Source organism: Bradyrhizobium genosp. SA-4 str. CB756 (genome assembly GCF_000473125.1).
GTDB classification, from domain to species: Bacteria; Pseudomonadota; Alphaproteobacteria; order Rhizobiales; family Xanthobacteraceae; genus Bradyrhizobium; species Bradyrhizobium arachidis.
Window position 1 is genome coordinate 3,603,060 of sequence record NZ_KI421499.1, and the last position, 23,353, is coordinate 3,626,412.

The following is a 23,353-nucleotide window of genomic DNA, read 5'->3' on the forward strand; positions in this document are numbered from 1 at the left end:
GATCAGGATTTCGCCGGATCGAACATGCACTGAAGGGTCGGCTTGGCGATCTTGGTGAAGGTCGGGCCGATCTCGCTCTGCTTGGACGCCGGCACCCAATCGGTCTCGATCGTCGGCACGCCGGTTTCACTGATGCCGCGCAGCAGCGCCTCGCGCAAATCGCGGTCCTCGACGGCGGCGGCGGCATGATCATGCAGGCAGCCGCACACCTCCTCCGGATGCTCCCAGCGCCCGAGCATGCGCGGCGCACACTGGCGCACGAATTCGCTGCGGGGATCCGGTAGCCTTGATGGAGCGCGCACCTGCGCCTGGGCAGCGCTGATCGTCAGAACAGCTACGAATGCGGCGACGCAGAAACGAGCAATCATAATGGCCTTCATCAGCTGATGTTCTTGAAGGCGATCAGAAGCGCGCGGCGACCACGATCGGCTGCGGGGCCGGAGTGATGGGCGAGCCGCTGTACTGGAAGGTTCCGACGCCGGGCAGGTTGCCGTCCGGCGTACCCGCAAACGAGGAACCCGCGAGCACGAAACCAAAAGCAAGGATGAAGCTGAGTGCGCGCATGATCGTCTGTCCCATTCGATGGCCGGCGGTCCGTCGTCGTCGTTGGGACGCTGATAACCATGCGTCGTTTCGCGCGTGATGCGCCAAAAGCGGAAAATGGTTTCGTCTTCGTGATAATTGTTTCGTCGCGGCCGGAGCGACGAAACATTCGGCGGAAAATCCCAATCTTTTCAGATGGCTCGCCCGGCCGCTCAAAGCCGATTCGCAAGCACCGTCCACACCGGTAGGGATGCCACGCACCGCACGCCGTCACGCCCGTGCCTTCCGCACTTCACATGCATTTTACGTTTTTCTGCTGAAGAGAAGCCCGAACGAAGGCTGGGCCAAGTCGAACGCGAGACGCATCGGCAGCGACCCAAGCCATCGAAACCAGGACGCCCGGTACACCGGGCGCAATCACGTGAGGGATGGCCATCATGATGGCGCAAGATCGCGCAGCGGCGCGCGACGCAGAGACGGGCCGCGCCGAGCAACAATCCATGCGCAACAGCGTCGCTTCCGTCGGCGCGATGTCGCTCCAGTCAGGCCGCGGCTATGACGCCGCGCCGCAAGCGTTCGTGCGGCTGACCGGCTCGCACCTCGTGCGACCGCAATCCAGCCGCGCCACCGTCACCGGGTGAACACAACTACGTCACTGAGTGAAGAACTCGCCGCACTTCTGGACGTTGGCGTCGGCCGGTCCCCACGGCATGATCGGCACCGTCGAGGTCGAGTTTTTCGGCGAGCCCTCGATCAGCTTGTCCGAATAGACCATGTAGACCAGCACGTTGCGCTTGGCGTCGCAGCCGCGCACGATCTGCATCTTCTTGAAGAACAGCGAGCGGCGCTGGCGGAACATGTCGTCGCCCTGCTCCATCTTGTTCTTGAACTTGATCGGTCCGACCTGGCGGCAGGCCAGCGAGATGTCCGAGACCTCCTCGGCCAGGCCCAGCCACCCCTTGAAGCCGCCCTTCTCCGGCACGGTAAAGTGACAGGCCACGCCCTCGACTTCGGGATCGTCCAGGCCATAGGTCGCGAGCTTGTCGTTCGGGCTCATCCATTTGAACACGGTGGAGCGGCGGAAGATCAGATCAGGCTCATCGGCGGCGGATGCGGAAGTGGCCGGCAGAGCCAAAGCCAGGAGGAATAAAGCGAGGCCCTTCAAGCGGATGCCGGAAAGACCGGGGAAACGAGATGACATGAAGTTCTCCGGTAACAAGTCCCCGCAATGTAGGGGCGCGGCAGGCGGACAGGAAGACGACGGCCCGCCAGGCCCGGCCGCCGTTTACCGCTCTGTGAGGCTTTTTTGCTACGTCTTGGACAAAAGTAGCGGACCGCGGAACCGCCGCGCTGGTGAACGCATGACCCCTCTGCGAGACTAATGTCTGATTTGGATTGTGGATTCGAGGATGAACAGCGTGAACGGGTCCGGTTTCTCTACCAAGCCGGCGCGGCTGTGGCGGGTCGCCATTTTGGCGGCGGCGGGTGCGTTCGGCACGACCAGCCGGGCGGACGCAGCGTTTTATTATTGGACGGATTATTCTGACGGATCCTATTACGCCCGGCAGGAGCGGCATCCCGAAATCTCGCGCCAGAAGCCGCAAAAGCAGGGCGTCTCGAGCAAGAAAAAAGGACTCGTCGCCGAGAAGGAAGCCGGCACGAAGCCGCAAGGGCCGCTCGTCATCGTCGTCTCGATCGACCGGCAGAAGGTGACCATCTACGACAGCAACGGCGTGTTCGCGGAATCGCCGGTGTCGACCGGCATGAAGGGCCACTCGACGCCGATGGGTGTGTTCAGCGTCATCCAGAAGCACAAATTCCACCACTCCAACATCTATAGCGGCGCGCCGATGCCGTACATGCAGCGGATCACCTGGTCCGGTGTTGCGATGCATGCGGGCGTGCTGCCGGGTTATCCCGCTTCGCATGGTTGCATCCGCATGCCGATGGCATTCGCGGTGAAGATGTGGAACTGGACCAAGATGGGCGCGCGCGTCATCGTCGCGCCCGGCCAGATGTCGCCGCAAAGCTTCTCGCATCCGCTGCTCGCCTCGGTGCGCGTGCCGCCGCAGCCCGCCGCCAGCCTCGAGCCGCAGACCAATGCCGGCGACAAGGCCGACAAGGGCGCGGCCGACGTCAAGGCCGCTGAAGCAAAGCCGGTCGAGACGAAGACTGCGAGCGCCGATGGCGCGCTCGAGCTGCGCGCGTCGGTCGGTCACACCGTGATGTCCGACGTGACGACCGGCAATGCATCGGCCCGCGAGGAGGCAAGGGCGCCGACCGACAAGATCGAAGCGGCCACCCAACCCGAGATGAAGATGGCCGAGGCGTCTGATGCGGCCAAGCCGCCGTCGGACGAAGCCGCCAAGCCGGCGCGTGCCGAAGCCAGGCCCGCGGCCTCCGCCAACGAAAAGCCCGCGGACAAGGTCGAGGCCACCAAGACCGAGCCGGCGAGCGCACCGAAATCCGAACCGGCGAAGTCCGAAGCTGCAAAGTCCAAACCCGCGAAAGCCGAAGCCGCCGACACCGCCAAGAAGCCCGACGCGGCCGTGACCGCGACGGCGCCTGCGCCGGACGCCAAGAAGGATGAGACGCGGGTCGCAGACCCTGCGCCCGCGGCAAAGCCGGAAGCGCCCAAGCGGGCCGGCCAGATCGCGGTCTTCATCAGCCGCAAGGATTCCAAGGTCTACGTGCGGCAGAACTTTGCGCCGCTGTTCGAGGTGCCGATCACGATCGCCGCGAGCGACCGCCCGCTCGGCACCCACGTCTTCACCGCCGAGATCGACAAGACCGATTCCAATGCGCTGCATTGGTCCGTGGTATCGCTGCCGGTCTCGGTCCGCGCCGCCGCGCGCGAGGACGACGGACGCGTGTCGCGCCGCAAGGGTGGTGCCGCCGTGATCCCGGTCGCGGCCAAGCCCGTGGTCACACCGGATAGCCCGGCGGAAGCGCTCGACCGCATCACGATCCCCGCCGACACCATGGCGAAGGTCAACGAGATGCTGACATCGGGCGGCTCGATCATCGTCTCCGACCAGGGCATCAACCAGGGCGAGACCGGCGAAGGCACCGACTTCATCGTTCGCCTGTATTAGCCCGCGCGTCGCCACGTCCGATAACGCGGTGTTGAGCGGCCCGCTCGCGCCGGCGGAGTAACATCCGGCCCGGATTCATTTCGGGGGACGCCGCTCATGATGAACCGCAGGACGATGTTGATCGCGGCGCTGGCAGGCACGCTCGCGCCGGCAGGCCGCGCGCTCGCCGACGGCGGCATGAGCCGGATCTCCGCCTACGCGTTTTCCTTCCCTGCCTTGTCAGGCGACGACATCCGCCTTGCCGCTTTCACTGGCAAACCGCTGCTGGTGGTCAACACCGCCTCGCTGTGCGGCTACACCCCGCAATATGCCGGCCTGCAGGAGCTCTGGAGCGAGTTTCGCGGGCGCGGACTGACCGTGATCGGCGTTCCCTCCAACGATTTCGGCGGACAGGAGCCCGGCGGCACCAGCGAGATCACGGAGACCGCGCACCACCAATACGGCGTGACCTTCCCGATCACCGCCAAGTCCGTTGTGGTCGGGGCGAAAGCGCATCCGTTCTACAAATGGGCGGCCGAGGCGCGCCCCCGGGAAGTTCCGCGCTGGAACTTCCACAAATACCTGATCGGCCGCGACGGCTATATCGCCGAGGTATTTTCATCCGCGGTCGAGCCGGCCGACACCCGGGTCAAGACGGCCATCGCGAAGGCACTGGCTGACAGTTGAGGCGCCGCGCCGCAATCCGGCTGGGCACAATTGTGGCGGGGCGCCAAACAGCCGTTGCAATGGCGATGGCCCACCATCTAGGCTAGGATCGTTTGGGGCAGGATGGGTTTTGCCGGAGGCTAAAAGCCGCGGCGGAACAACGGGATCAATCTCGAGGACAACACCATGCGTGTGGCGGCAGGACTGATTTTGGCAAGCGCGATGTCTCTTGCAATGACGGGCGCGGCATGGTCGCAGACCCCGGCCGCGAAGCCCGCAGCCGCGACGCAAGCCGCACCGGCGGCGGCGCCCGCTGCTGCAGCTCCGGCAGCTGCTCCCGCGGCAGCCGCAGCGCCGGCAGGCTTCGTCAATCCGCCCCCGCCGCAACAGGCGCCGCAGCCGGCGCGCGCGGCCTGCAACACGCCGGGCGCGCTCGGGGTCGCCCGCACCGTCGAGATCGACACCACCGGTGGTCCCGGATTCGGCTTCGAGCACTTCAAGGAGCTCGACTTCCTGCGCGACCACGAGGTGGTCCTGACCTTCGACGATGGCCCCTGGCCGAAGAACACGCCCGCCGTGCTGAAGGCGCTCGCCGATGAATGCACCACCGGCATCTTCTTCTCGATCGGCAAGCACGCGACCTACGAGCCGGAGATCCTCAAGCAGGTCTATGCAGCCGGGCACACCGTGGGCAGCCACACCTGGTCGCACGCCAATCTCAACAACAAGAAGCTGACGGAAGCGCAGCGCAAGGAAGAAATCGAGAAGGGCCTGTCCGCAGTGAAGTGGGCGCTCGGCGGCATCTCGCCCTCGCCGTTCTTCCGTTTCCCGGCACTCCAGCATCCGCCGGAGATGGTCACCTATCTCGGCAACCGCAACATGGCGATCTTCTCCTGCGACATCGACTCCTTCGACTTCAAGGCGTCCAAGCCCGAGAAGGTGATCGAGACCGTGATGAAGAAGCTCGAGGGCAAGGGCAAGGGCATCATCCTGATGCACGACTTCCAGAAGCACACCGCGGAAGCCCTGCCCGAGCTGCTCAAGCGCCTGAAGGCCGGCGGCTACAAGGTGGTGGCGATGCGCGCCAAATTCCCGGCCTCGACGCTGCCGGAATACGACCAGGAGCTGATGAAGGACGTCAAGCTGCCGACAGTGAGCCAGCGCCCGGTCAATTCCGTGGTGACGACCGTTTCCGAATAGCCTGCACTTGTCTTTCCGTTTCGAAGGCTACGTCATCATCTCGGCGGACGGCATGCTTGCCGATCCGTCGCACATCATGCCCTCAACGCTGGTGTTCGAAGGCGACAAGCGCTTTTTCGAGCAGGCGCTCGATCGCGCCGCGATCATCGTGCACGGCGGGCACTCGCACGAGCAGCAGCCGAACTCGCCGAAGCGGAAGCGGCTGATCCTCACCCGCAAGATCAAGGCACTCACCGTCGATCCGGAGATGCCGAACGCGACGCTGTGGAATCCGGAGCATGCGAGCTTCGAGGAGGCCTGCGCCTTCGCCGACGTCGCCTCCGGCACCGTCGCGATCATCGGCGGCCCCGTCGTGTTCGACATGTTCATGGACCGCTACGACACGTTCTGGCTGTCGGAAGCTCCGCGCGTGCGGCTGCCCGGCGGTGAAGGGTGTTTCGTCGGCGTGCCAGAGCGGACGCCGCACGAGGTGCTGGCGTCGCATGGGATGAAGCCGGGCGCGCCGTATCTGCTCGACGCGGCGCATGAGGTGACCGTGACCCCGTGGCGGCGGGCCGGAGGCGCGAACTAGACTCCCAAAACAACCCCATGCACAGTACCGGTGCCTTGATACAGGTACATATCTCTCGTTCCTGCCGCGGATATCGGGCTTCGCTCGTGGCGCTACCGGGCGCTCGATCGGGTCAAACTGCCCTTCTCGAGTTCAGCGCGCACGTCCTGGAGGACGCTGCGCCAATCGCCGGGTTGAGGCTGCCGGAATTGCCGGAGCGTCGGATACCAGGGGCTGTCGTCGCGGTTCAGCAGCCAGCGCCAGCACCGGTCGAAGCGATTGAGCAGCCAGACAGGGCGGCCAAGCGCACCCGCAAGATGCACCACCGCAGTATCAACACCGATGACCAGGTCGAGTGCCTCGATCAGCCCGGCGGTCTCACCGAAGTCGTGGAGATCATCCGTCCAATCGTGCAGGACCAGACCAGTCGGCGGCGACTGGCTCGCCGCCGGCCCCTTCTGCAACGAGACGAAACTCACCCCCGGCAGATCCGCCAGCTCTGAAAATCGATCGAGCGAAACCGATCGGCGCTGATCACCGCTCATCGTCTGATTGCCTGCCCAGACGAGGCCGACCCTGAGGCCGTCGAGCTGCCCGACTCGCTGCCGCCAGGCCGCCGCGCTTTGCGGGGCGGCCTGCAGATAGGGTACCTCTCGCGGGATGGTTTCCAGGGTGGTGCCAAGGGCGCGCGGCAAGCTCAACAGCGGGCAATGCAGATCGAACGTCGGCAGCGGATCGCCGAGCGCGACGATGCTTTGAAGTCCCGGCAGCTCCGCCAAGAGCGGCGCAAGGAGCGGCAGCAGCGCCCGCTGAACCTCGAGAACGACCCGCCACTTCGCCGCAATGGCCGGCACGAAGCGAACGAACTGGAGCGTGTCGCCCAGGCCCTGCTCCGCATGCAGCAGCAGGACCCGATCACCGATGTCTTCTCCACCCCAGAGCGGCTGGCTGAAGCCGCGCAGATGCGGCTTTTTCTTCGCCTGCTTCCACCGCCACTCATATTCCCGCCAGCCTTCGTCGAACTGGCCGGCCAGCAACAGTGAGGCCGCCAGGTTGAAATGCGCGTCGGCATAATCCGGCCTTTGCGACACCGCCGTTCGCAAGGTCTGAATGGATTCATCAGGCCGTCCAAGATCGAACAGCACGGCGCCGAGATTGTTGAGCGCCTCCGGCAAGGCCGGATCGTGAGCGAGAGCGACCCGATAGCACGGCTCTGCGTCCTGGAAACGACCGGCCTCGCGAAGGGCATTGCCGAGGGTCAGTTGCGCGGGGAAATAGTCCGGCTCCAGACGCAAAGCTTCCCTGCAGCAGGCTTCCGCCTCGTCCAGCCGCCCCTGCAGTCGCAGCAGGTCACCGAGATTGTTCAGGGCCCCGGGGAAAGCCGGCTTGAGCTTGCAGGCTTCGCGAAGATTCACCTCCGCCTCGTCAAGACGGCCGAGCTTGATAAGAAGACCACCAAGATTGTTATGGACATCCGCGAATGCCGGGTCGAGGCGCAGGGCCTCACGATAACAACGCTCGCATTCCTCGAAAGCGGACAGCTCGAACAGCACCGCTCCAAGGTTGCAATGGGCCGCCGCAAAATCCGGGCGCTGCCGCAGCACATGGCGAAACTCGCCGACCGCATCATCGAACTGCTTCCGCTTCGCCAGCAGATTGGCGAGATTGAAACGGGCATCGACCTGAGCACGGGCGAGGTTGCGGTCGAGGCCAGCGGGATGCCGCAGCACGAACCGATAATGGGCCTCCGCGCCCGCGACGTCCCCGCACTCGCCCAGCAGGGCGCCGAGCTGATTGTGCGCATCCAAATTGTCGGGCTTGAGCTGCAGCGCTTGCCGGTAGCTCGCGATGGCCTCGTCCCTTCGTCCCAGAGCGCGCAGAGCGCCAGCCATGTTGCTGTGATGGACGCTGTTGGAAGGCTGAAGCTTGACGACGCGGATGATGACATCGAGCGCCCTGTCGGGGTGGCCTGCCTGGAGCAAGGCAACTCCCAGCAGGTGCAGACAGTCGGCATGATCCGGCTGGGATGCCAGGATCTGCCGATAGATCGCCTCTGCTTGCGGCAAGCGGCCTGCGCGATGGTGCGCCAGAGCGGCCTCGAATGACACGGAACCCGACGACGCTTCAGCATACATTGCGATGGGCCCTCATCGATGAGATTACGAGAGGTGCGAGGCAGATGCCCCTTCGTGCATTTGAATGCTGAGGATTCCTCGAATCTGCCTCACACCTCGCTCCCCGCCATTCTGCGGCAGCGACCTTGCGTGAAGCTGGGCCCGTCGCGTGCGACCTGCGAGCCTAGACGTCCCCGTAGGCGGACTCGGCCGGGCGCGTGGTGCGGCCGTAGCCGATGATCATGCAGAGCGCGCCGATGATCGCGAGATTCTTCAGCGCGTCGACCACCATCTTGGCGTTGTCGGGCGCTGCGAGATTCCAGAAATCGGCGGACAGGTAGGTCGAGACTGCGATGTAGATGATCATCAGCATCGCGAAGAAGCGTGCGCCGAAATTCAGCGCGATCATCAGGCCCGCGATGATCTCGAGCCCGCCCACCGCGATCGCCAGCAGCTGCGGCGTGGTCATCGCGGTCGCCGTCTCGATCTGCTTGGCGTAGGGCTCGATCGCCTCGGGCACCACGATCTTGCTGGCGATGAAGTCCGCCGTTGCCTGGATCGCAAAGAGCTTGGTCGCGCCCGTGTAGATGAACAGTACGGCGAACAGGATCCGCCCGAAAGTCACGAACGCTGGCATGATCGGCCTCTTGGCTCAGGCTTATTGAAAATCGGAATTTGGACGAACGCGCCCGGCGATTATGAAGAGTCGTGCGCCGGTTTACAAACGGGGAAATGGAAAACTGAAAGTAATTCAAAGTTGGCGGCGCGGACGTTGCCCCTTCTCCCCTTGCGGGAGAAGGTGGCGTAAGCGGCCTTTGGCCGCCGTTCTTAAGAACGCCGAAGCGAGGCTTCGGCTACGGCGCCGGATGAGGGGTATCTATCCGCGGATCCAATCGTGAAAGGTACTCGCGGAGAGAAACCCCTCACCCGTCTCGCCGCTCCGCGGCGATCCACCCTCTCCCGCAAGGGGAGAGGGTAAGAACGGCGCGCAGTCGCGCGCCTACGTAAACAAAGTCGGCTGCTGCCGCGACGCACGCTCCTGCGCTTCCACCACGGCGACCGCGGTCATGTTCAGGATACCGCGCGCCGTCACCGAGGGGGTGAGGATATGGGCGGGCCGCGCCGGGCCGATCAGGATCGGGCCGACGGGCAGTGCGTCCGCCAGCGACTTGATCATTTGATAGGCGACGTTGGCGGTGTCGAGACTCGGCATGATCATGATGTTGGCCTCGCCCTCGAGCTTGGAGTGCGGCAGTACCATTTTTCGCGCTGCAGCCGAGAGTGCCGTGTCGCCCTGCATCTCGCCGTCGGCCTCGATCTCCGGATGCTTCTCCTTCAAGAGCTGGGTCGCCCGGCGCATCTTGCGCGAGGAGTCGGTGTCGTAGCTGCCGAAATCCGAATGCGAGACGAAGGCGATCTTCGGCTTGATGTTGAAGCGCTGGACGTGGACCGCCGCGAGCGAGGCGATCTCGGCAAGCTCCTCCGCGCCCGGATTGGGCCGCACCTGGGTGTCCGCGATGAAGAACGCGCCCTTGGTGGTGATCAGCAGCGCCAGCGCCGCATAGTCGCTGACCCCGGCCGCGAAGCCGACGATCTCGCGGACGTGACGCAGATGGTGCATGTAGCGGCCCTCGACGCCGCACAGCATGGCATCCGCCTCGCCGCGCGTCACCGCGAGCGCGGCGATGACCGTGTTGTTGGTGCGCACCACCGTGCGCGCCGCATCCGGCGTCACGCCACGGCGGCCGGCGACCTCGACATAGGACTGCACATAGGAGCGGTAGCGCGGATCGTCCTCGGGATTGACGAGGTCGAAATCCTTGCCGGCCTTGATCGACAGGCCGAAGCGCTTGATGCGCGCCTCCACCACCGAGGGACGTCCGACCAGGATCGGCCGCGCCAGCTTCTCCTCCAGCACCACTTGCGTGGCGCGCAGCACGCGCTCGTCCTCGCCTTCGGCGTAGATCACGCGCACCGGCTGGGTCTTGGCCTTGGCGAACATCGGCTTCATGACGAGGCCGGAGCGGAAGGCGAAGCGCTCGAGCAGCGCGGTGTATTCGTCGAAATTGGTGATGGGGCGCGTCGCGACGCCCGACTCCATCGCCGCCTTCGCCACCGCCGGCGCGATGCGCAGGATCAGGCGCGGGTCGAAGGGGCTCGGGATCAGCGAGCCCGGGCCGAACCCTTGCGTCTCGCCGGTGTCAAAGCCCTGCGCGACCGCGTCCGACGGCGCCTCGCGCGCCAGCTGCGCGATGGCTTCGACCGCGGCGTGCTTCATCTCCTCGTTGATCGCGCTGGCGCCGACGTCGAGCGCGCCGCGGAAGATGAAGGGAAAGCAGAGGACGTTGTTGACCTGGTTCGGATAGTCCGAGCGGCCGGTGCAGATCATCGCGTCCGGGCGTACCTTGCGCGCCTCCTCCGGCATGATCTCCGGTGTCGGATTGGCGAGGGCCATGATCAGCGGCTTGTCGCCCATCGCCTGGGCCATCTCCGGCTTGAGCACGCCGGGCGCCGAGAGGCCGATGAAGATGTCCGCGCCGCCGATGACGTCGGCGAGCGTGCGCTTGTCGGTCTTCTGGGCATAGACCGCCTTCCAGCGGTCCATCTGCGTGTTGCGGCCGTCATAGACCAGGCCGTCGATGTCGCAGACCCAGATGTTCTTGCGCTGCGCACCCATCGACACCAGCAGGTTGAGCGTCGCGATCGCGGCCGCCCCTGCCCCCGACGCCACGATCTTGACGTCGGACAGCTTCTTGCCGTTCAGGCGGAGACCGTTGGTGATGGCGGCGGCGACGATGATGGCGGTGCCGTGCTGGTCGTCATGGAAGACCGGAATCTTCATGCGCTCCTTCAGCCGGCTCTCGATCTCGAAGCATTCCGGTCCGCGGATGTCTTCCAGATTGATGCCGCCGAAGGTCGGCTCGAGCGCGGCCACGGTCTCGACCACGCGGTCGATGGTGTCGGCGGCGATCTCGATGTCGAACACGTCGATGCCGGCGAACTTCTTGAACAGGACCGCCTTGCCTTCCATCACCGGCTTGGACGCCAGCGGGCCGATATTGCCGAGGCCGAGCACCGCGGTGCCGTTCGAGACCACGGCGACCAGGTTGGCGCGGGTGGTGAGCGAAGCGGCTTCGGCCGGGTTCTTGGCGATCTCGGTGCAGGCGGCGGCGACGCCCGGAGAATAGGCCAGCGCGAGGTCGCGCTGGTTGGCAAGCGGCTTGCTTGCCTGGATCTCGAGCTTTCCGGGGCGCGGCAGACGATGATAGGCGAGCGCCGCCTGGTGGAGATCTTCAGAATAGGACGACATGCGGTGTCTCGCCTCGCGTTACCGGCCTCAGAATGCACGATCTGGAGCTGCCGCCCAAGCGGACGGTATTTCCGGGTCATGGAAACGGGATGAAGCACGGCCGAAGCCCCGGTGGCAACATCCGATTGCGCCCCCATCAACAGGGCGCATGGTCAAATATCTGATAGCGCTAGCTTTCCCTGGACCGTGCAGCGTTTCCCGAATATGGCAGGTTGCGCGCTGCAAAACGAGCAACTGGAGCTGGGAATGAAGCGAATCCTGATCGGCCTGTTCGTGGCAGCCGTGCTCGCCGCCGGCGGATGGTTCGGCTTCAATCTCTACGCCAAGCACCGGGCGACAGCCGAGATCGAGGCGGCGTTCGAGCAGATCCGTGCGGGCGGCGGCAAGACGGGCCACGGCAGGATCGGATTCGATCTGATGAGCCGGACGCTGACGATCGAGGACATCAATCTCGAACCCGCCCAGCAGGACCTTGCCCACGTCAAGATCGCCAAGGTCGTGGCCGTCGGCGCACGTCAGGCAGACGATGCCCGGTTTTCGGCCGACAGCATCGACGTGTCAGGGGTCGAGGTCGCCTTCACGTACACCGAGAAGGCAAGGCTGAAAGCGAACTACAAGATCCCGCAGATCACCGCACGCGATTTTTCCGGTCCGACCCGTCCGGCCAACGCGCCGCTCTCCGGTTCGATCATCGACATGTACCGATTCATGCTCGCGCAATACGCAACTGTCTCGGCGTCCTCGATCGTGGCGCCAACCGTTGCGGTTCACGTCGATGCGGGCACCGGCAATGCCGGCAGCGGAGACTTCGCCTATTCCGGTCTTGCGGTCCAGAACGTCGATCGCGGCAAGGTCGAGACGGCGAAAACCGACCGCATCACCTACTCGCTCGACGTCAGCCAGCCGGGCAAGCCCGCGAAAATGACCGGCGAGCTGTCCGGTCTGGCCGCCTATGATTTCGACGCAACCGCAGTGACGGCCGCGCTCGATCCGCTGGGATCGAGCGACGACGGCTTCCACCGGGTCTATCGACGCATCTCGGCCAATTCATACGCCGTCGCAATGGCGCAGGGCGTGCGTGTGCAGATCGACAACATCGCCATCGACGACATTGCGATCCGGCCCTCGAAATTCCGTATGGCCGACATCATGGCGCTCATGCCGGCTGATGGCTCGATCCCGACGCCGGCGCAATCCCGCAACATGATCGAGAAAGTGGCCGACTTGTTCGAGGGCCTTCAGATCGGCAAGGCCGAAATCGGCAAACAAACGGTCGAAACCCCGCAAGGGACGGCAAAGCTCAACGCCGTCAAATACGATCAAGACAGGATTGCGGTGGAAGGCCTCGACATGCCGTCCCCGCAGGGACAGTTCAGGATGGAGCGCTTCGCGCTGAAATCATTCAGCGCGGCCAATCTGATGCGCTGGGCCGGCAGCCTCAGCAATCCCGGCCAGGCCCCCTCGCCCGACCAGATGCTGGGCCTGTTCCGGGTGCTCGCAGGCGCCGAGATCAAGGGCGTGGTCTCGCCGTTCAAGAACACGCGGCAGTTCGTCACCATCGATACGATCAGCCTGGACTGGGGCCAGCTGATCGGATCGATCCCGAGCAAGGCCAATCTGGTCGTGAAGATGGTCACGCCGACCGATCCCACCAGTCCGTCGCAGCGGGCCCTGGTCATTGCCGGCGTCGACAAGCTCGCGATCGACCTCGACCTCGGCGCGGCCTGGACGGAGTCCTCCGGTGCGTTCGCGCTGGCGCCGGCTACGATCGATCTCGGCAATCTCGCCAGGGCGCAGGCGCGCCTCGCGCTCGCCAACGTGCCGCGCACGGTGTTCACGGCCGATCCGGTGCAGGCGATGAGCCAGGCCGGACAGATCGAGGCCGGCGCGATCGAGCTCACCTTGCGCGACAGCGGCGTCGTCGATCTGATCGTGGCGCAGTTCTCGCGCATCCAGAATGTCAGCCGCGACGCCGCGCGCAGCGCCATCGTCGAGATGATCCGGGCCCAGGGCGAGAAGATGGCCGCGTCCAATCTCGATGCCAAGGCCGCGGCGGACTCACTGGCGGATTTCGTCGCGACCTCGGGGCAGACGCTCACCATCAAGCTGACCCCGCTCGGCAAGGTGCCGCTGGTCCAGCTCATGGATGTCCTGAACAGCGAGCCGGTCGTCGCGCTGGCGCAGTTCAGGATCGAGGCGTCGACGGGGCTGTAGGCAACACAGCGGTGGTGCGCTCCCTCGCCCCGTTCTTACGGGGAGAGGGTTGGGGTGAGGGGCTGCTTCCGCAATCACGGTGAGGGTTGGACTCGCGGAGAGTCCCCCTCACCCGCATCGCATCTTCGATGCGACATAGCCGAAGCTACGCTTCGGCGTCTCTTTAGATCGGCCGGTGAAAGCGGCCTACGCTCTCCCCGCGTGCGGGGAGAGCGAAGAGCCTCACTTCTGCGGCAGGTTCACCCGCACATGCAGCTCGCGGAGCTGCTTGGTCGTGGCTTCCGACGGCGCGCCCATCAGGAGGTCCATCGCCTGCTGGTTCATCGGGAACAGCGAGATCTCGCGCAAATTCGTGGTGCCGCAGAGCAGCATCACGATGCGGTCGACGCCGGCGGCCATGCCGCCATGCGGCGGCGCGCCGTACTGGAAGGCGCGGTACATGCCGCCGAAGCGGTCGACCACTTCCTGCTCGCCGTAGCCGGCGATCTCGAACGCCTTCACCATGGCTTCCGGCACATGGTTACGGATGCCGCCCGAGGCGATCTCGTAGCCGTTGCAGGTGATGTCGTACTGGAACGCCTTGATGGTCAGCGGGTCCTGGCCCTTCAGCGCTTCCAGGCCACCCTGCGGCATCGAGAACGGGTTGTGCGAGAAGTCGACCTTCTTGTCGTCCTCGTTGTACTCGTACATCGGGAAGTCGACGATCCAGGCGAGCTCGAACCGCTCCTTGTCGGTGAGGTTGAGCTCCTCGCCGACCTTGTTGCGGGCAAGGCCTGAGAACTTCCAGAACTTGTCGGGATCGCCGGCGACGAAGAAGGCGGCATCGCCTTCCTTGGTGCCGATCTGTGCACGGATCGCGGCGGTGCGCTCGGGCCCGATGTTGTTCGCAAGCGGACCTGCGCCCTCGCCGCCCTCGCGCCACATGATGTAGCCGAGGCCGGGCTGGCCTTCGCCCTGCGCCCACGAGTTCATGCGGTCGCAGAACGCGCGGCTGCCGCCGCCTGCGGCCGGGATCGCCCAGACCTGGTTCTTGGGGTCTTCGAGCATGCGCGCGAACACCTTGAAGCCGCTTCCGCGGAAGTGCTCGGAGACGTCCTGCATCTCGATGGGATTGCGCAAATCCGGCTTGTCACTGCCGTATTTGCGCAAGGCTTCTGCGAACGGGATGCGGCGCCAGTTCTTGGTCACCGGCTTGCCCTTGGCGAACTCTTCAAAGACGCCCGTGATCACAGGCTCCATCGCCGCGAACACGTCTTCCTGCGTCACAAAACTCATCTCGACGTCGAGCTGGTAGAACTCGCCCGGCAGACGGTCGGCGCGCGGGTCCTCGTCGCGGAAGCACGGCGCGATCTGGAAGTAGCGGTCGAAGCCCGACATCATCAGCAGCTGCTTGTACTGCTGCGGCGCCTGCGGCAGCGCGTAGAATTTTCCCGGATGGATGCGCGAGGGCACCAGGAAGTCGCGCGCGCCTTCCGGCGAGGACGCCGTCAGGATCGGGGTGTTGAACTCGAAGAAGCCCTGCCCCTCCATGCGCCGGCGCATCGACTTGATGATCTCGACGCGGGTCATGATGTTCTGGTGCAGCTTTTCGCGGCGCAGGTCGAGGAAGCGGTACTTCAGGCGGATGTCTTCAGGATATTCCTGGTCGCCGAACACCGGCAGCGGCAGGTCGCCGGCCGGGCCCAGCACCTCGATCTCGCCGACATAGACCTCGACCTTGCCGGTCGGCAAATCGTCATTGTCGGTGCCTTCGGGGCGGCGGCGGACCTTGCCGTCCATCTTGACCACGAATTCCGAGCGCAGCTTTTCGGCCAGCGAGAACGCCGGCGAGTCCGGGTCGACCACGCACTGGGTCAGGCCGTAATGGTCGCGCAGGTCGATGAACAGCACGCCGCCATGGTCGCGAACGCGATGGACCCAGCCCGAGAGGCGGATGGTCTCGCCGATGTTGCTCTCGCGGAGCGCGCCGCATGTATGTGACCGGTAGCGATGCATGGTCGTCCCAAAATCAATGTCGGAGGGGTCGAATCGGACGGCCGTGACGGCCGGTCCGAAGTTGCGGCAGGGTTTACCCGACGAGGCCGGGGGCGGCAACCAAGGGAACGGCCTGATTTGGGCCAGAAGGGCCCATTTTTGGCTTATCGGGGCCGGAGCCTTTGCCATCAGCTGTTCCAGCCTTATCTTGGGGCCATGACCGTGCATTTCCCCTTCCAGAACTCCTATTCAGCGCTGCCGGACAGCTTCTTTGCCCGCGTCGCGCCGACCCCGGTGGCCGCGCCCCGGCTGATCAAGCTCAACCGGCCGCTGGCGGTCCAGCTCGGGCTCGATCCCGACATGCTGGAGACGGCGGAGGGTGCCGAGATCCTGGCCGGAAAAACGGTTCCCGCCGGGGCCGATCCCATCGCCATGGCCTATGCCGGTCACCAGTTCGGGCAATTCGTGCCCCAGCTCGGCGACGGCCGCGCCATTTTGCTCGGCGAGGTCATCGACAGGGACGGCGTCCGCCGCGACATCCAGCTCAAGGGATCTGGCCCCACGCCGTTCTCCCGCCGCGGCGACGGCCGCGCCGCGCTTGGGCCCGTCCTGCGCGAATACATCGTCAGCGAAGCGATGTATGCGCTCGGCATTCCGACCACGCGCTCGCTTGCCGCCGTCGTCACCGGCGAGCATGTCATCCGCGAGACCGCACTGCCCGGCGCGGTGCTGACGCGCGTTGCCGCGAGCCACATCCGGGTCGGCACCTTCCAGTTCTTCGCCGTCCGCCGCGACACCGACGCGATCCGCCGGCTCGCAGACCACGTCATCACCAGGCACTACCCGGACCTGCTTCACGCCGAGCGGCCCTATCACGCCCTGCTCGCGGCCGTCGTCGCGCGCCAGGCCGAGCTCGTCGCGCGCTGGCTGCTGGTCGGCTTCATCCATGGCGTGATGAACACCGACAACACCTCCATCTCCGGCGAGACCATCGATTATGGCCCCTGCGCCTTCATGGACGCCTACAATCCCGCGCAGGTGTTTTCGTCCATCGACGAGATGGGCCGCTACGCCTATGCCAACCAGCCGCGCATCGGCCTGTGGAATCTGACGCGCCTCGCCGAATGCCTGCTGCCGCTGTTCTCGGACGAGCAGGAAAAGGCGATCGCGGAAGCCCAGGACATCCTCGGCGCCTTCGCCGAGACGTTCAGCGCGGCCTATCAGGCCGGCCTGCGCAAGAAGGTCGGCCTGTTCACCGAGCGCGACGGCGACGACGCGCTGATCCAGGACCTGCTCGACGCCATGGCCAAGAACCAGGCCGACTTCACCCTCACCTTCCGCAAGCTCGGCGATGCCGCAGGCGATGACGGCGCCGACGTCCGCGCGCAGTTCATGGAGCCCGCAGCTTTCGACGAATGGGCCGGCCGCTGGCGAGCGCGCACAGCGCTGGAGCCGCAGAGTGCCGCCGACCGGCGCACGGCGATGCACGCCGTCAATCCGATGTTCATCCCACGCAACCACCGCGTCGAGGCCGTGATCCAGGCTGCGGTGAACGACGACGACTACGCGCCGTTCGAGGAATTGGTGAAGGTGCTGGCGAAGCCGTTCGAGGATCAGCCGGATCACGCCGCCTATGCCGATCCGCCGCTGCCGGACCAGCGGGTGTTGCAGACATTCTGCGGGACGTGAGGCTGGCTCGACCGCGCACCACCATCTCTGATTGACGCACGGCATGGATTGCGCGCTGGGCTCGTCCATTCCTGTCCGGCGGGCGTTGTGGACACGTCCCGTTCACGGGAACCGCTGTCATCAAACTGAAACACACGCGCTCTAACGGGCTGGCAGGCCGTCTTGCCGGAGGCGACCATCCTCCAACAGTCCCGACAGGCGCGCCATGCCGTTCAAATTCATCCACATCACCGACACGCATCTGGCGAACCCCGGGCTGAAGCTCTATGGGCTCGATCCGCGCGCCCGGCTCGATGCCGCCGTCGCCGACATCAACAAGCACCAGTCCGACGCTGCGTTTGCGGTCGTGACCGGCGACCTCACCCATTGGGGCGAGCCGGAATCCTACGCCAATTTCGCCGAGGCGATGGCCGCGCTGAAGATGCCGTACATCGCCATGGTCGGTAATCACGACAAGCGCGTGGCCTGCCTCGACGGCCTTCGGTCCGCGCCGCGCGATCCCAACGGCTTCGTGCAGGGCACCCGCACCACCGAGCACGGCCTGTTCGTTTTCCTCGACACGCTGGACGAGACCAGCCACGCCGGCGAGATGTGCGCCAAGCGCCTCAACTGGCTCGCCGGCACGCTGGCTGCGGCGCCGGACGACATGCCGTTCGTCGTGTTCATGCACCATCCGCCGTTCCCGGTCGGCGTCCACGCCATGGACGAGATCGCGCTGAAGCAGAGCGCCGAATTCGCCGAGGTGATCGCACCCTATCGTTCGCGCATCCGCCACCTGTTCTTCGGCCATGTGCACCGGCCGATCTTCGGCAGCTACGGCAAGATCCCCTTCTCCACCCTACGCGGCACCAACCACCAGGTCTGGTTCGAGCTCGACCCCGCCGCCACCGACCATCTGGCGAGCCACGAGCCGCCGGCCTACGGCGTTGTGCTGATCGACCAGGAGAACCTCGTCGTGCACAGCCACGACTTCCTCGACCAGAGTCTGCGCTTCCCCTTCGAGCCGCCGGCAGGAGTGGACGGCCGCGACTATGCGCTCAACTTCCCGGCGCGGTGAGATGAGCCTCGCTGAACCCGCGGCTCTCCCGGTCGCGGCATCGGCGCCGCCGCGCCTCAACGTCCTGAAGCGGTTCTCTCACCGCTTCAAAGCCTCGCTGCCGGCCTATCTGCTGCTGCTGCCCTCGCTCGTCTTCCTCGCCCTGTTCACCTATGGCGCGATGGGCCGCGTCATCATCGACGCGCTCTATCAGCGGGCGACGCCGAAGGCGCCGGTGCGCTTCGTCGGCCTCGACAACATCAGCGCGGTGCTGGCCGACCCCGCCTTCATCGGCGCCGTTATCAACAACCTGATCTACGCCGTCGGCACGGCGGTCCCGAGCATCGGCCTTGCGCTCCTGTTCGCGCTGGCGCTGGCGCGCACCAATGCCGTGACCAGCGCGCTGCGCGCCGCGCTGTTCCTCCCCGTCCTGATCCCGATGGTCGCGGCTTCCGCGCTGTTCCTGTTCATCTTCCTGCCCAATGTCGGCCTGCTCGATTACTACATCGGCCGGCTGCTGCCGGTGCTGCCGAACTGGCTCGGCGATCCCGATATCGCGCTGTACGCGATCATGGTCATCACGATCTGGAAGAACGCCGGCTATTACATGCTGTTCTTCCTCGCAGGCCTCCAGTCCGTGCCCGAGGATGTCATGGAGGCTGCCCATCTCGATGGCGCGGGGCCTTGGCAGCGCTTCCGGCACATTACTCTGCCGGAGCTGAAGCCCACCTTCTTGTTCGTCATCGTGATCGCGACGCTCAACGCGGTGACGCAGGTCGACCACGTCTTCGTCATGACCAAAGGCGGGCCGTCGAACGCAACCAATCTCGTGCTGTTCTACGTCTACCAGCAGGCGGTCGAGCATTACGACGTCGGCAAGGCGTCGGCGGCGACGCTGCTGACGCTCGCCGCCCTGATGGGCCTCACCGCGCTCTCGTTCCGCACCATGGCGAATCGCGAGGGCGGGCCATGAAGCTGATCGACGCGCTGTGGAAGGACGCCCCGCTCGCGACCCGCCGCGAGATCACGCCGAAACTCGGCTTCCTGCTGACCGTGCTGCTCGCGCTGGTCTGGCTGATCCCGTTCCTGTGGATGGCCATGGCGACGCTGCGCCCGGCCTCCGACGGCATCAACCTGATGGCCGAGCTGATGCCGAGCCTCAAGCCCACGCTCGACAACATCAGGGATGCCTGGGAGATCGGCGACTTCCCGCGCTACTTCCTCAACACCACGATCATCTGCACCGGCATCCTCCTGGTGCAGTTCGTCACGATCACGCTGGCGGGCTTCGCCTTTGCCCGGCTCGACTTCGCCGGCAAGACGCTGATCTTCTATTTGTTCCTGATGCAGCTGATGCTGGTGCCGGTGCTGCTGATCGTGCCGAATTTGCGCATCGTCGCGCAGTTCGGCCTCTACGACACGCTCGCCGGCGTGATGATGCCGTTCTTCGCCTCCGCCTTCGGCACCTTCCTGATGCGGCAGGCCTTTGAGGCCATCCCGACCGAGCTGGAGGACGCCGCCCTGATCGACGGCGCGAGCCTGTTCCAGCGCATCCGCCACATCTACGTGCCGCTGTCGCTGCCGAGCTTCTCGGCGTTTGCCATCATCTCCGTGACCAGCCACTGGAACGACTTCCTGTGGCCGCTGATGGTGATCAATTCGCCGGACAAGCGGCCGCTCACCGTCGGGCTCTCGGTCTTCACCGCCACGGCGGAAGGCACCCAGGCCTGGGGCACCATCGCCGCCGGCACGCTGATGGTGATCGCGCCGCTGCTCATCACCTTCCTGATCTTCCAGAAGCGCTTCATCAGCTCTTTCGTCACCTCAGGCATCAAATAGGAGATTTTCCGATGCTGTTTACCCGCAGGCTCATGCTCGGCCTTGCCATGGCAGGCTCCATGGTAGGCGCCCTCGCCGTCCCGGCGATGGCCGAAGGTCCGACCGAGATCGACCTGTTCTTCCCCGTTCCCGTCGACGGCAAGCTCGCCCGCGACATGGGCACGTTGATCAAGGAGTTCAACGACGGTCACCCCAACATCAAGGCGACCGCCGTCTACACCGGCTCCTATGACGACACGCTGATCAAGACGCGCGCCGCGATCAAGGCCGGCAAGCCCCCGGCTGCCGTGATCATGTCGGCGAACTTCCTGCTCGACATGCAGATCGAGAACGAGCTCACCAATCTCGATCCCCTGATCGCCGCCGACGGCACCACCAAGGACCAGTTCCTCGGCCAGTTCTTCCCGGCGCTGCAGGGCAATGCGGTGATCAACCGCTCGGTCTACGGCGTGCCCTTCCACAATTCGACGCCGCTGCTCTACATCAACGCCGACAAGGCCAAGGAAGCGGGCCTCGATCCCAACAAGCCGCCGCAGACCTGGGCCGAGCTCACCGACTGGGCCAAGAAGCTCACCAAGCGCGAGGGCGACAAGGTGACCCAATGGGGCATCGCGATCCCCTGCGCCTATGACTATTGCGGCTGGATGATGGAAACGCTCACCATGACCAATGGCGGGCGCTACTACAACGAGGAGTTCGGCGGCGAGGTCTATTACGACACGCCCTCGATGCTGGGCGCGCTGACCTGGTGGAACGACCTCATCTACAAGCACAAGGTCCACGCCCCCGGCGCCACGCCCGGCCCCGCCGTCAGCACCTCCTTCATCTCCGGCAATGCCGCGATGATGATGCTCTCGACCGGCTCGCTCACCTACGTGCGCGACAACGCCAAGTTCGCCTACAAGGTCGCGTTCATCCCGCGCAACGTCCGCAATGCCGTGCCGATCGGCGGCGCCTCGCTGATCGTCCCGGCCGGCCTGGAAGCCGACAAGCAGAAGGCCGCCTGGACGCTGATCAAGTGGATGACCTCGCCCGAGAAGAGCGCCTGGTGGAGCCGCGCCACCGGCTATTTCGCGCCGAACATGGCCGCCTACAAGACGCCCGAGATGGTCGACTTCCTCAACAAGAACCCGGACGCCAAGACCGCCGTCGAGCAGCTCGACGTCGCCAAGCCCTGGTTCGCGACCTACAAGACCGTGCCGGTCCGCAAGAACCTCGAGGACGAGGTCATGCTGGTCCTCAACGGCAAGAAGCAGCCGAAGGAAGCCCTCGCCGCCGCCCAGAAGGCCGCGGATGAGACGCTGAAGCCGTACAATGCGGAGACGTCGCTGAAGCTGCCGTAAGGGCCGCTGACAGCACGCCAACAAGTTCGGCGCTCCGCCCTGCGGGGCGCCGAACTCATTTGAGGGGCAGCCGCGTCAGTTGCGCTTGCCGTCGAGCCTGAACACCATCTGCGTGGGACGCACGAACCGCAATGCGACCAGGAGCACGGACAACACCGTGCACATGTAGATGACGGCCATCGCGTCGATGGAATAGACCGGCCGGACGCCGCCGGCGAAGACGTTGTAGTACAGCGCGACGACCAGGGTCTGCGAGCCGCCGCCGGCGAGCAAGAATGCCAGCTCGAAGTTCGAGATCGTGTTGACGAGGACCAGCAGGCCCGCCGTCAGAATGCCCGGCAGCATCAACGGCAGCAGGATGCGGCGGAAAATCTGCAGCCGGCTCGCCCCGAGCATTTGCGCCGACCATTCCAGGTTCAGGCTGATCTGCTCGAAGAACGGCAGCAGGATGAAGACGGCAAGCGGAACCATGGGGACGAGCACGGCAAGGATGACGCCCAAGACGGTGCCACCCACGCCGAACCCATAGAGCGTCGTGGCGAGCGGAATGCCGTAGGTCATCTGCGGGATCAGCAGCGGCAGGAAATAGAGCAGCAGCAGGATCGGCTTGGCGTTGAAATTCCGCCGGGCCAGCACGTAAGCCGCCGGAAAGCCGATCGCCAGCGCGATGAACACCACGGCGAGTGCAATGAACAGCGTGATGAAGAGAACGTGCGAGAGCTCGAACTCCCGCCAGGCGTAGGTGAACCAGTCGGTCGTGAAGGCCGGCGGCAACGGCTTGCCGAACCAGCGCTTGGCGAACGAGCTCACGACGACATGCGTCACGATTCCGAGCAGGTTCAGGATGAACCCGAGCAGGAACAGGTAGATCGCCAGTTTCCACATCCGTCCGCGCATCAGCATCCCCTCAGCGTTTGCCGACGCCCATGGTCGTCGCGATGGTCATGCGACGGCGCACCAGCACGATGACCACCAGCGCCGCGAGCTGGCAGAGGCCCATGATGACCGCGATCGCGGACGCGTAGGACATGTCATATTGCTCGAAGGCCTGCTGATAGGCCGCGATCGAGATCGTTCGCGTCGAACCGGCCGGCTGGCCGACCATCACCGCTGATGGAAACACGGCAAAGCTCATCACGAAGACAAGCGCGAACGCGATGATCAGGCCGGGCGCGATCAGCGGGAACATGACGCGGCGGAAGATGGTCCAGGGCCCTGCGCCCAGCATGCGGGCCGAGCTTTCCAGGCTGGGGTCAATGCCAGAGATGTAGCCGAGCAGCATCAGGAAGCAGAACGGGAAGTTCTGCATGAACAGCGAGAAGGTGACGCCGATCGAATTATGCGTCAGCTCGAGCGGATTTTCGATCAGCCCAGCCGCGATCAGCAACTGGTTGAGCCAGCCATTGTGACCGTAGAAGCCCAGAATGCCTTCCGACAGGAAGACGACGCCGAGCGAGATCGGCAGCACGAGGATGGTCGTGATGGTCCGCTCGAACCAGATCCCGCGCCGCATCCCGTAGGCCAGGAACAGCGCGACCAGGACGACGGCGATCGTCGTCGGCAACGCCAGCATGAAGGTCGTCTTGATCGTATTGTACTGATAGGCGTCGTTGAAGAACGCGACATAGTTCGAGAACATCCCGGCATCGCGCTTCTTCGGCTGCAGGCTGATGTAGATCCCGTAGAGGAACGGGTAGACGAACATCGCGAGCACATAGAGCAGCGACGGCACAAGACAGAGGATCGCGACGAGGTCGAGTTCGCTGCGGGAATCGGAGCGGATGCGGGCCACGATCTCTCC

General features: G+C 65.0%; 20 protein-coding genes. 11 read left to right on the top strand and 9 right to left on the bottom strand.

The window, feature by feature from the left end; genetic code table 11:
* Positions 1-2: 2 nt before the first annotated feature.
* On the bottom strand, positions 3-368 hold the full coding sequence (locus tag BRAGE_RS0117835; protein ID WP_027557650.1) for a hypothetical protein: 366 nt from the start codon (positions 366-368) through the stop codon (positions 3-5).
* 34 nt (positions 369-402) lie between these two features.
* A complete protein-coding gene (locus tag BRAGE_RS55915) occupies positions 403-564 on the bottom strand; it encodes a hypothetical protein (protein WP_167336512.1) in 162 nt (53 codons plus the stop codon).
* A gap of 416 nt (positions 565-980) precedes the next feature.
* Between BRAGE_RS55915 and BRAGE_RS0117845 the strand changes: the two genes are divergently transcribed.
* Entirely contained in the window at positions 981-1,184 is a 204-nt protein-coding gene (locus tag BRAGE_RS0117845; protein ID WP_027557649.1) for a hypothetical protein, read from the top strand.
* A gap of 11 nt (positions 1,185-1,195) precedes the next feature.
* Here the strand turns inward: BRAGE_RS0117845 and BRAGE_RS0117850 are convergent, their stop codons facing one another.
* Positions 1,196-1,744 (bottom strand): CreA family protein, encoded by a 549-nt coding sequence (locus BRAGE_RS0117850; protein WP_027557648.1) that lies wholly within the window; start codon positions 1,742-1,744, stop codon positions 1,196-1,198.
* 208 nt (positions 1,745-1,952) lie between these two features.
* Here BRAGE_RS0117850 and BRAGE_RS0117855 point away from each other — a divergent pair, with 208 nt between their 5' ends.
* From BRAGE_RS0117855 to BRAGE_RS0117870, 4 genes are all read left to right on the top strand, one after another.
* A complete protein-coding gene (locus BRAGE_RS0117855) occupies positions 1,953-3,638 on the top strand; it encodes a L,D-transpeptidase (protein ID WP_027557647.1) in 1,686 nt (561 codons plus the stop codon).
* Between the two features lie 96 nt (positions 3,639-3,734).
* Positions 3,735-4,304, top strand: a complete 570-nt coding sequence (locus BRAGE_RS0117860; protein ID WP_027557646.1) for a glutathione peroxidase — start codon at positions 3,735-3,737, stop codon at positions 4,302-4,304.
* A gap of 165 nt (positions 4,305-4,469) precedes the next feature.
* Positions 4,470-5,483, top strand: a complete 1,014-nt coding sequence (locus BRAGE_RS0117865; RefSeq protein WP_027557645.1) for a polysaccharide deacetylase family protein — start codon at positions 4,470-4,472, stop codon at positions 5,481-5,483.
* Positions 5,484-5,490: 7 nt separating this feature from the next.
* Positions 5,491-6,054, top strand: a complete 564-nt coding sequence (locus BRAGE_RS0117870; protein ID WP_027557644.1) for a dihydrofolate reductase — start codon at positions 5,491-5,493, stop codon at positions 6,052-6,054.
* A gap of 92 nt (positions 6,055-6,146) precedes the next feature.
* On the opposite strand, the gene BRAGE_RS48820 is transcribed toward BRAGE_RS0117870, so the two are convergent.
* The 3 genes from BRAGE_RS48820 to BRAGE_RS0117885 all read right to left on the bottom strand — a co-directional run bounded on the left by BRAGE_RS48820 (position 6,147) and on the right by BRAGE_RS0117885 (position 11,457).
* Complete coding sequence (locus BRAGE_RS48820; RefSeq protein WP_051377927.1) at positions 6,147-8,168, bottom strand: tetratricopeptide repeat protein; 2,022 nt, start codon at positions 8,166-8,168, stop codon at positions 6,147-6,149.
* Between the two features lie 163 nt (positions 8,169-8,331).
* Positions 8,332-8,784: a DoxX family protein gene (locus tag BRAGE_RS0117880; protein ID WP_027557643.1), complete on the bottom strand. Its 453-nt coding sequence runs from the start codon at positions 8,782-8,784 to the stop codon at positions 8,332-8,334.
* A 363-nt stretch (positions 8,785-9,147) separates the two neighbouring features.
* The gene (locus BRAGE_RS0117885) at positions 9,148-11,457 is read right to left on the bottom strand and encodes an NADP-dependent malic enzyme (protein WP_027557642.1); all 2,310 of its coding nucleotides are present in this window, start codon (positions 11,455-11,457) and stop codon (positions 9,148-9,150) included.
* 246 nt (positions 11,458-11,703) lie between these two features.
* Here BRAGE_RS0117885 and BRAGE_RS0117890 point away from each other — a divergent pair, with 246 nt between their 5' ends.
* Positions 11,704-13,671, top strand: coding sequence for a hypothetical protein (locus BRAGE_RS0117890; RefSeq protein ID WP_027557641.1), 1,968 nt, complete (start codon positions 11,704-11,706; stop codon positions 13,669-13,671).
* Positions 13,672-13,893: 222 nt separating this feature from the next.
* Here BRAGE_RS0117890 and aspS read toward each other — a convergent pair whose 3' ends face one another.
* Positions 13,894-15,666, bottom strand: a complete 1,773-nt coding sequence (gene aspS / locus BRAGE_RS0117895; protein ID WP_027557640.1) for an aspartate--tRNA ligase — start codon at positions 15,664-15,666, stop codon at positions 13,894-13,896.
* A gap of 195 nt (positions 15,667-15,861) precedes the next feature.
* On the opposite strand from aspS, the gene BRAGE_RS0117900 reads away from it, so the two are divergent.
* From BRAGE_RS0117900 to BRAGE_RS0117920, 5 genes are all read left to right on the top strand, one after another.
* Entirely contained in the window at positions 15,862-17,334 is a 1,473-nt protein-coding gene (locus tag BRAGE_RS0117900; protein WP_027557639.1) for a protein adenylyltransferase SelO, read from the top strand.
* Positions 17,335-17,539: 205 nt separating this feature from the next.
* Positions 17,540-18,391, top strand: a complete 852-nt coding sequence (locus BRAGE_RS0117905) for a phosphodiesterase (protein WP_027557638.1) — start codon at positions 17,540-17,542, stop codon at positions 18,389-18,391.
* 1 nt (position 18,392) lies between these two features.
* Positions 18,393-19,343, top strand: coding sequence for a carbohydrate ABC transporter permease (locus tag BRAGE_RS0117910; protein WP_027557637.1), 951 nt, complete (start codon positions 18,393-18,395; stop codon positions 19,341-19,343).
* Positions 19,340-20,209 (top strand): carbohydrate ABC transporter permease, encoded by an 870-nt coding sequence (locus BRAGE_RS0117915; RefSeq protein WP_027557636.1) that lies wholly within the window; start codon positions 19,340-19,342, stop codon positions 20,207-20,209. The genes BRAGE_RS0117910 and BRAGE_RS0117915 overlap by 4 nt, the downstream gene beginning before the upstream one ends.
* 11 nt (positions 20,210-20,220) lie before the next feature.
* Positions 20,221-21,552, top strand: a complete 1,332-nt coding sequence (locus tag BRAGE_RS0117920; RefSeq protein WP_027557635.1) for an ABC transporter substrate-binding protein — start codon at positions 20,221-20,223, stop codon at positions 21,550-21,552.
* Positions 21,553-21,627: 75 nt separating this feature from the next.
* Here BRAGE_RS0117920 and BRAGE_RS0117925 read toward each other — a convergent pair whose 3' ends face one another.
* Both BRAGE_RS0117925 and BRAGE_RS0117930 read right to left on the bottom strand, forming a co-directional pair.
* Complete coding sequence (locus tag BRAGE_RS0117925; RefSeq protein WP_027557634.1) at positions 21,628-22,449, bottom strand: ABC transporter permease; 822 nt, start codon at positions 22,447-22,449, stop codon at positions 21,628-21,630.
* Between the two features lie 10 nt (positions 22,450-22,459).
* Positions 22,460-23,344, bottom strand: coding sequence for an ABC transporter permease (locus tag BRAGE_RS0117930; protein WP_027557633.1), 885 nt, complete (start codon positions 23,342-23,344; stop codon positions 22,460-22,462).
* Between the last annotated feature and the right edge of the window lie 9 nt (positions 23,345-23,353).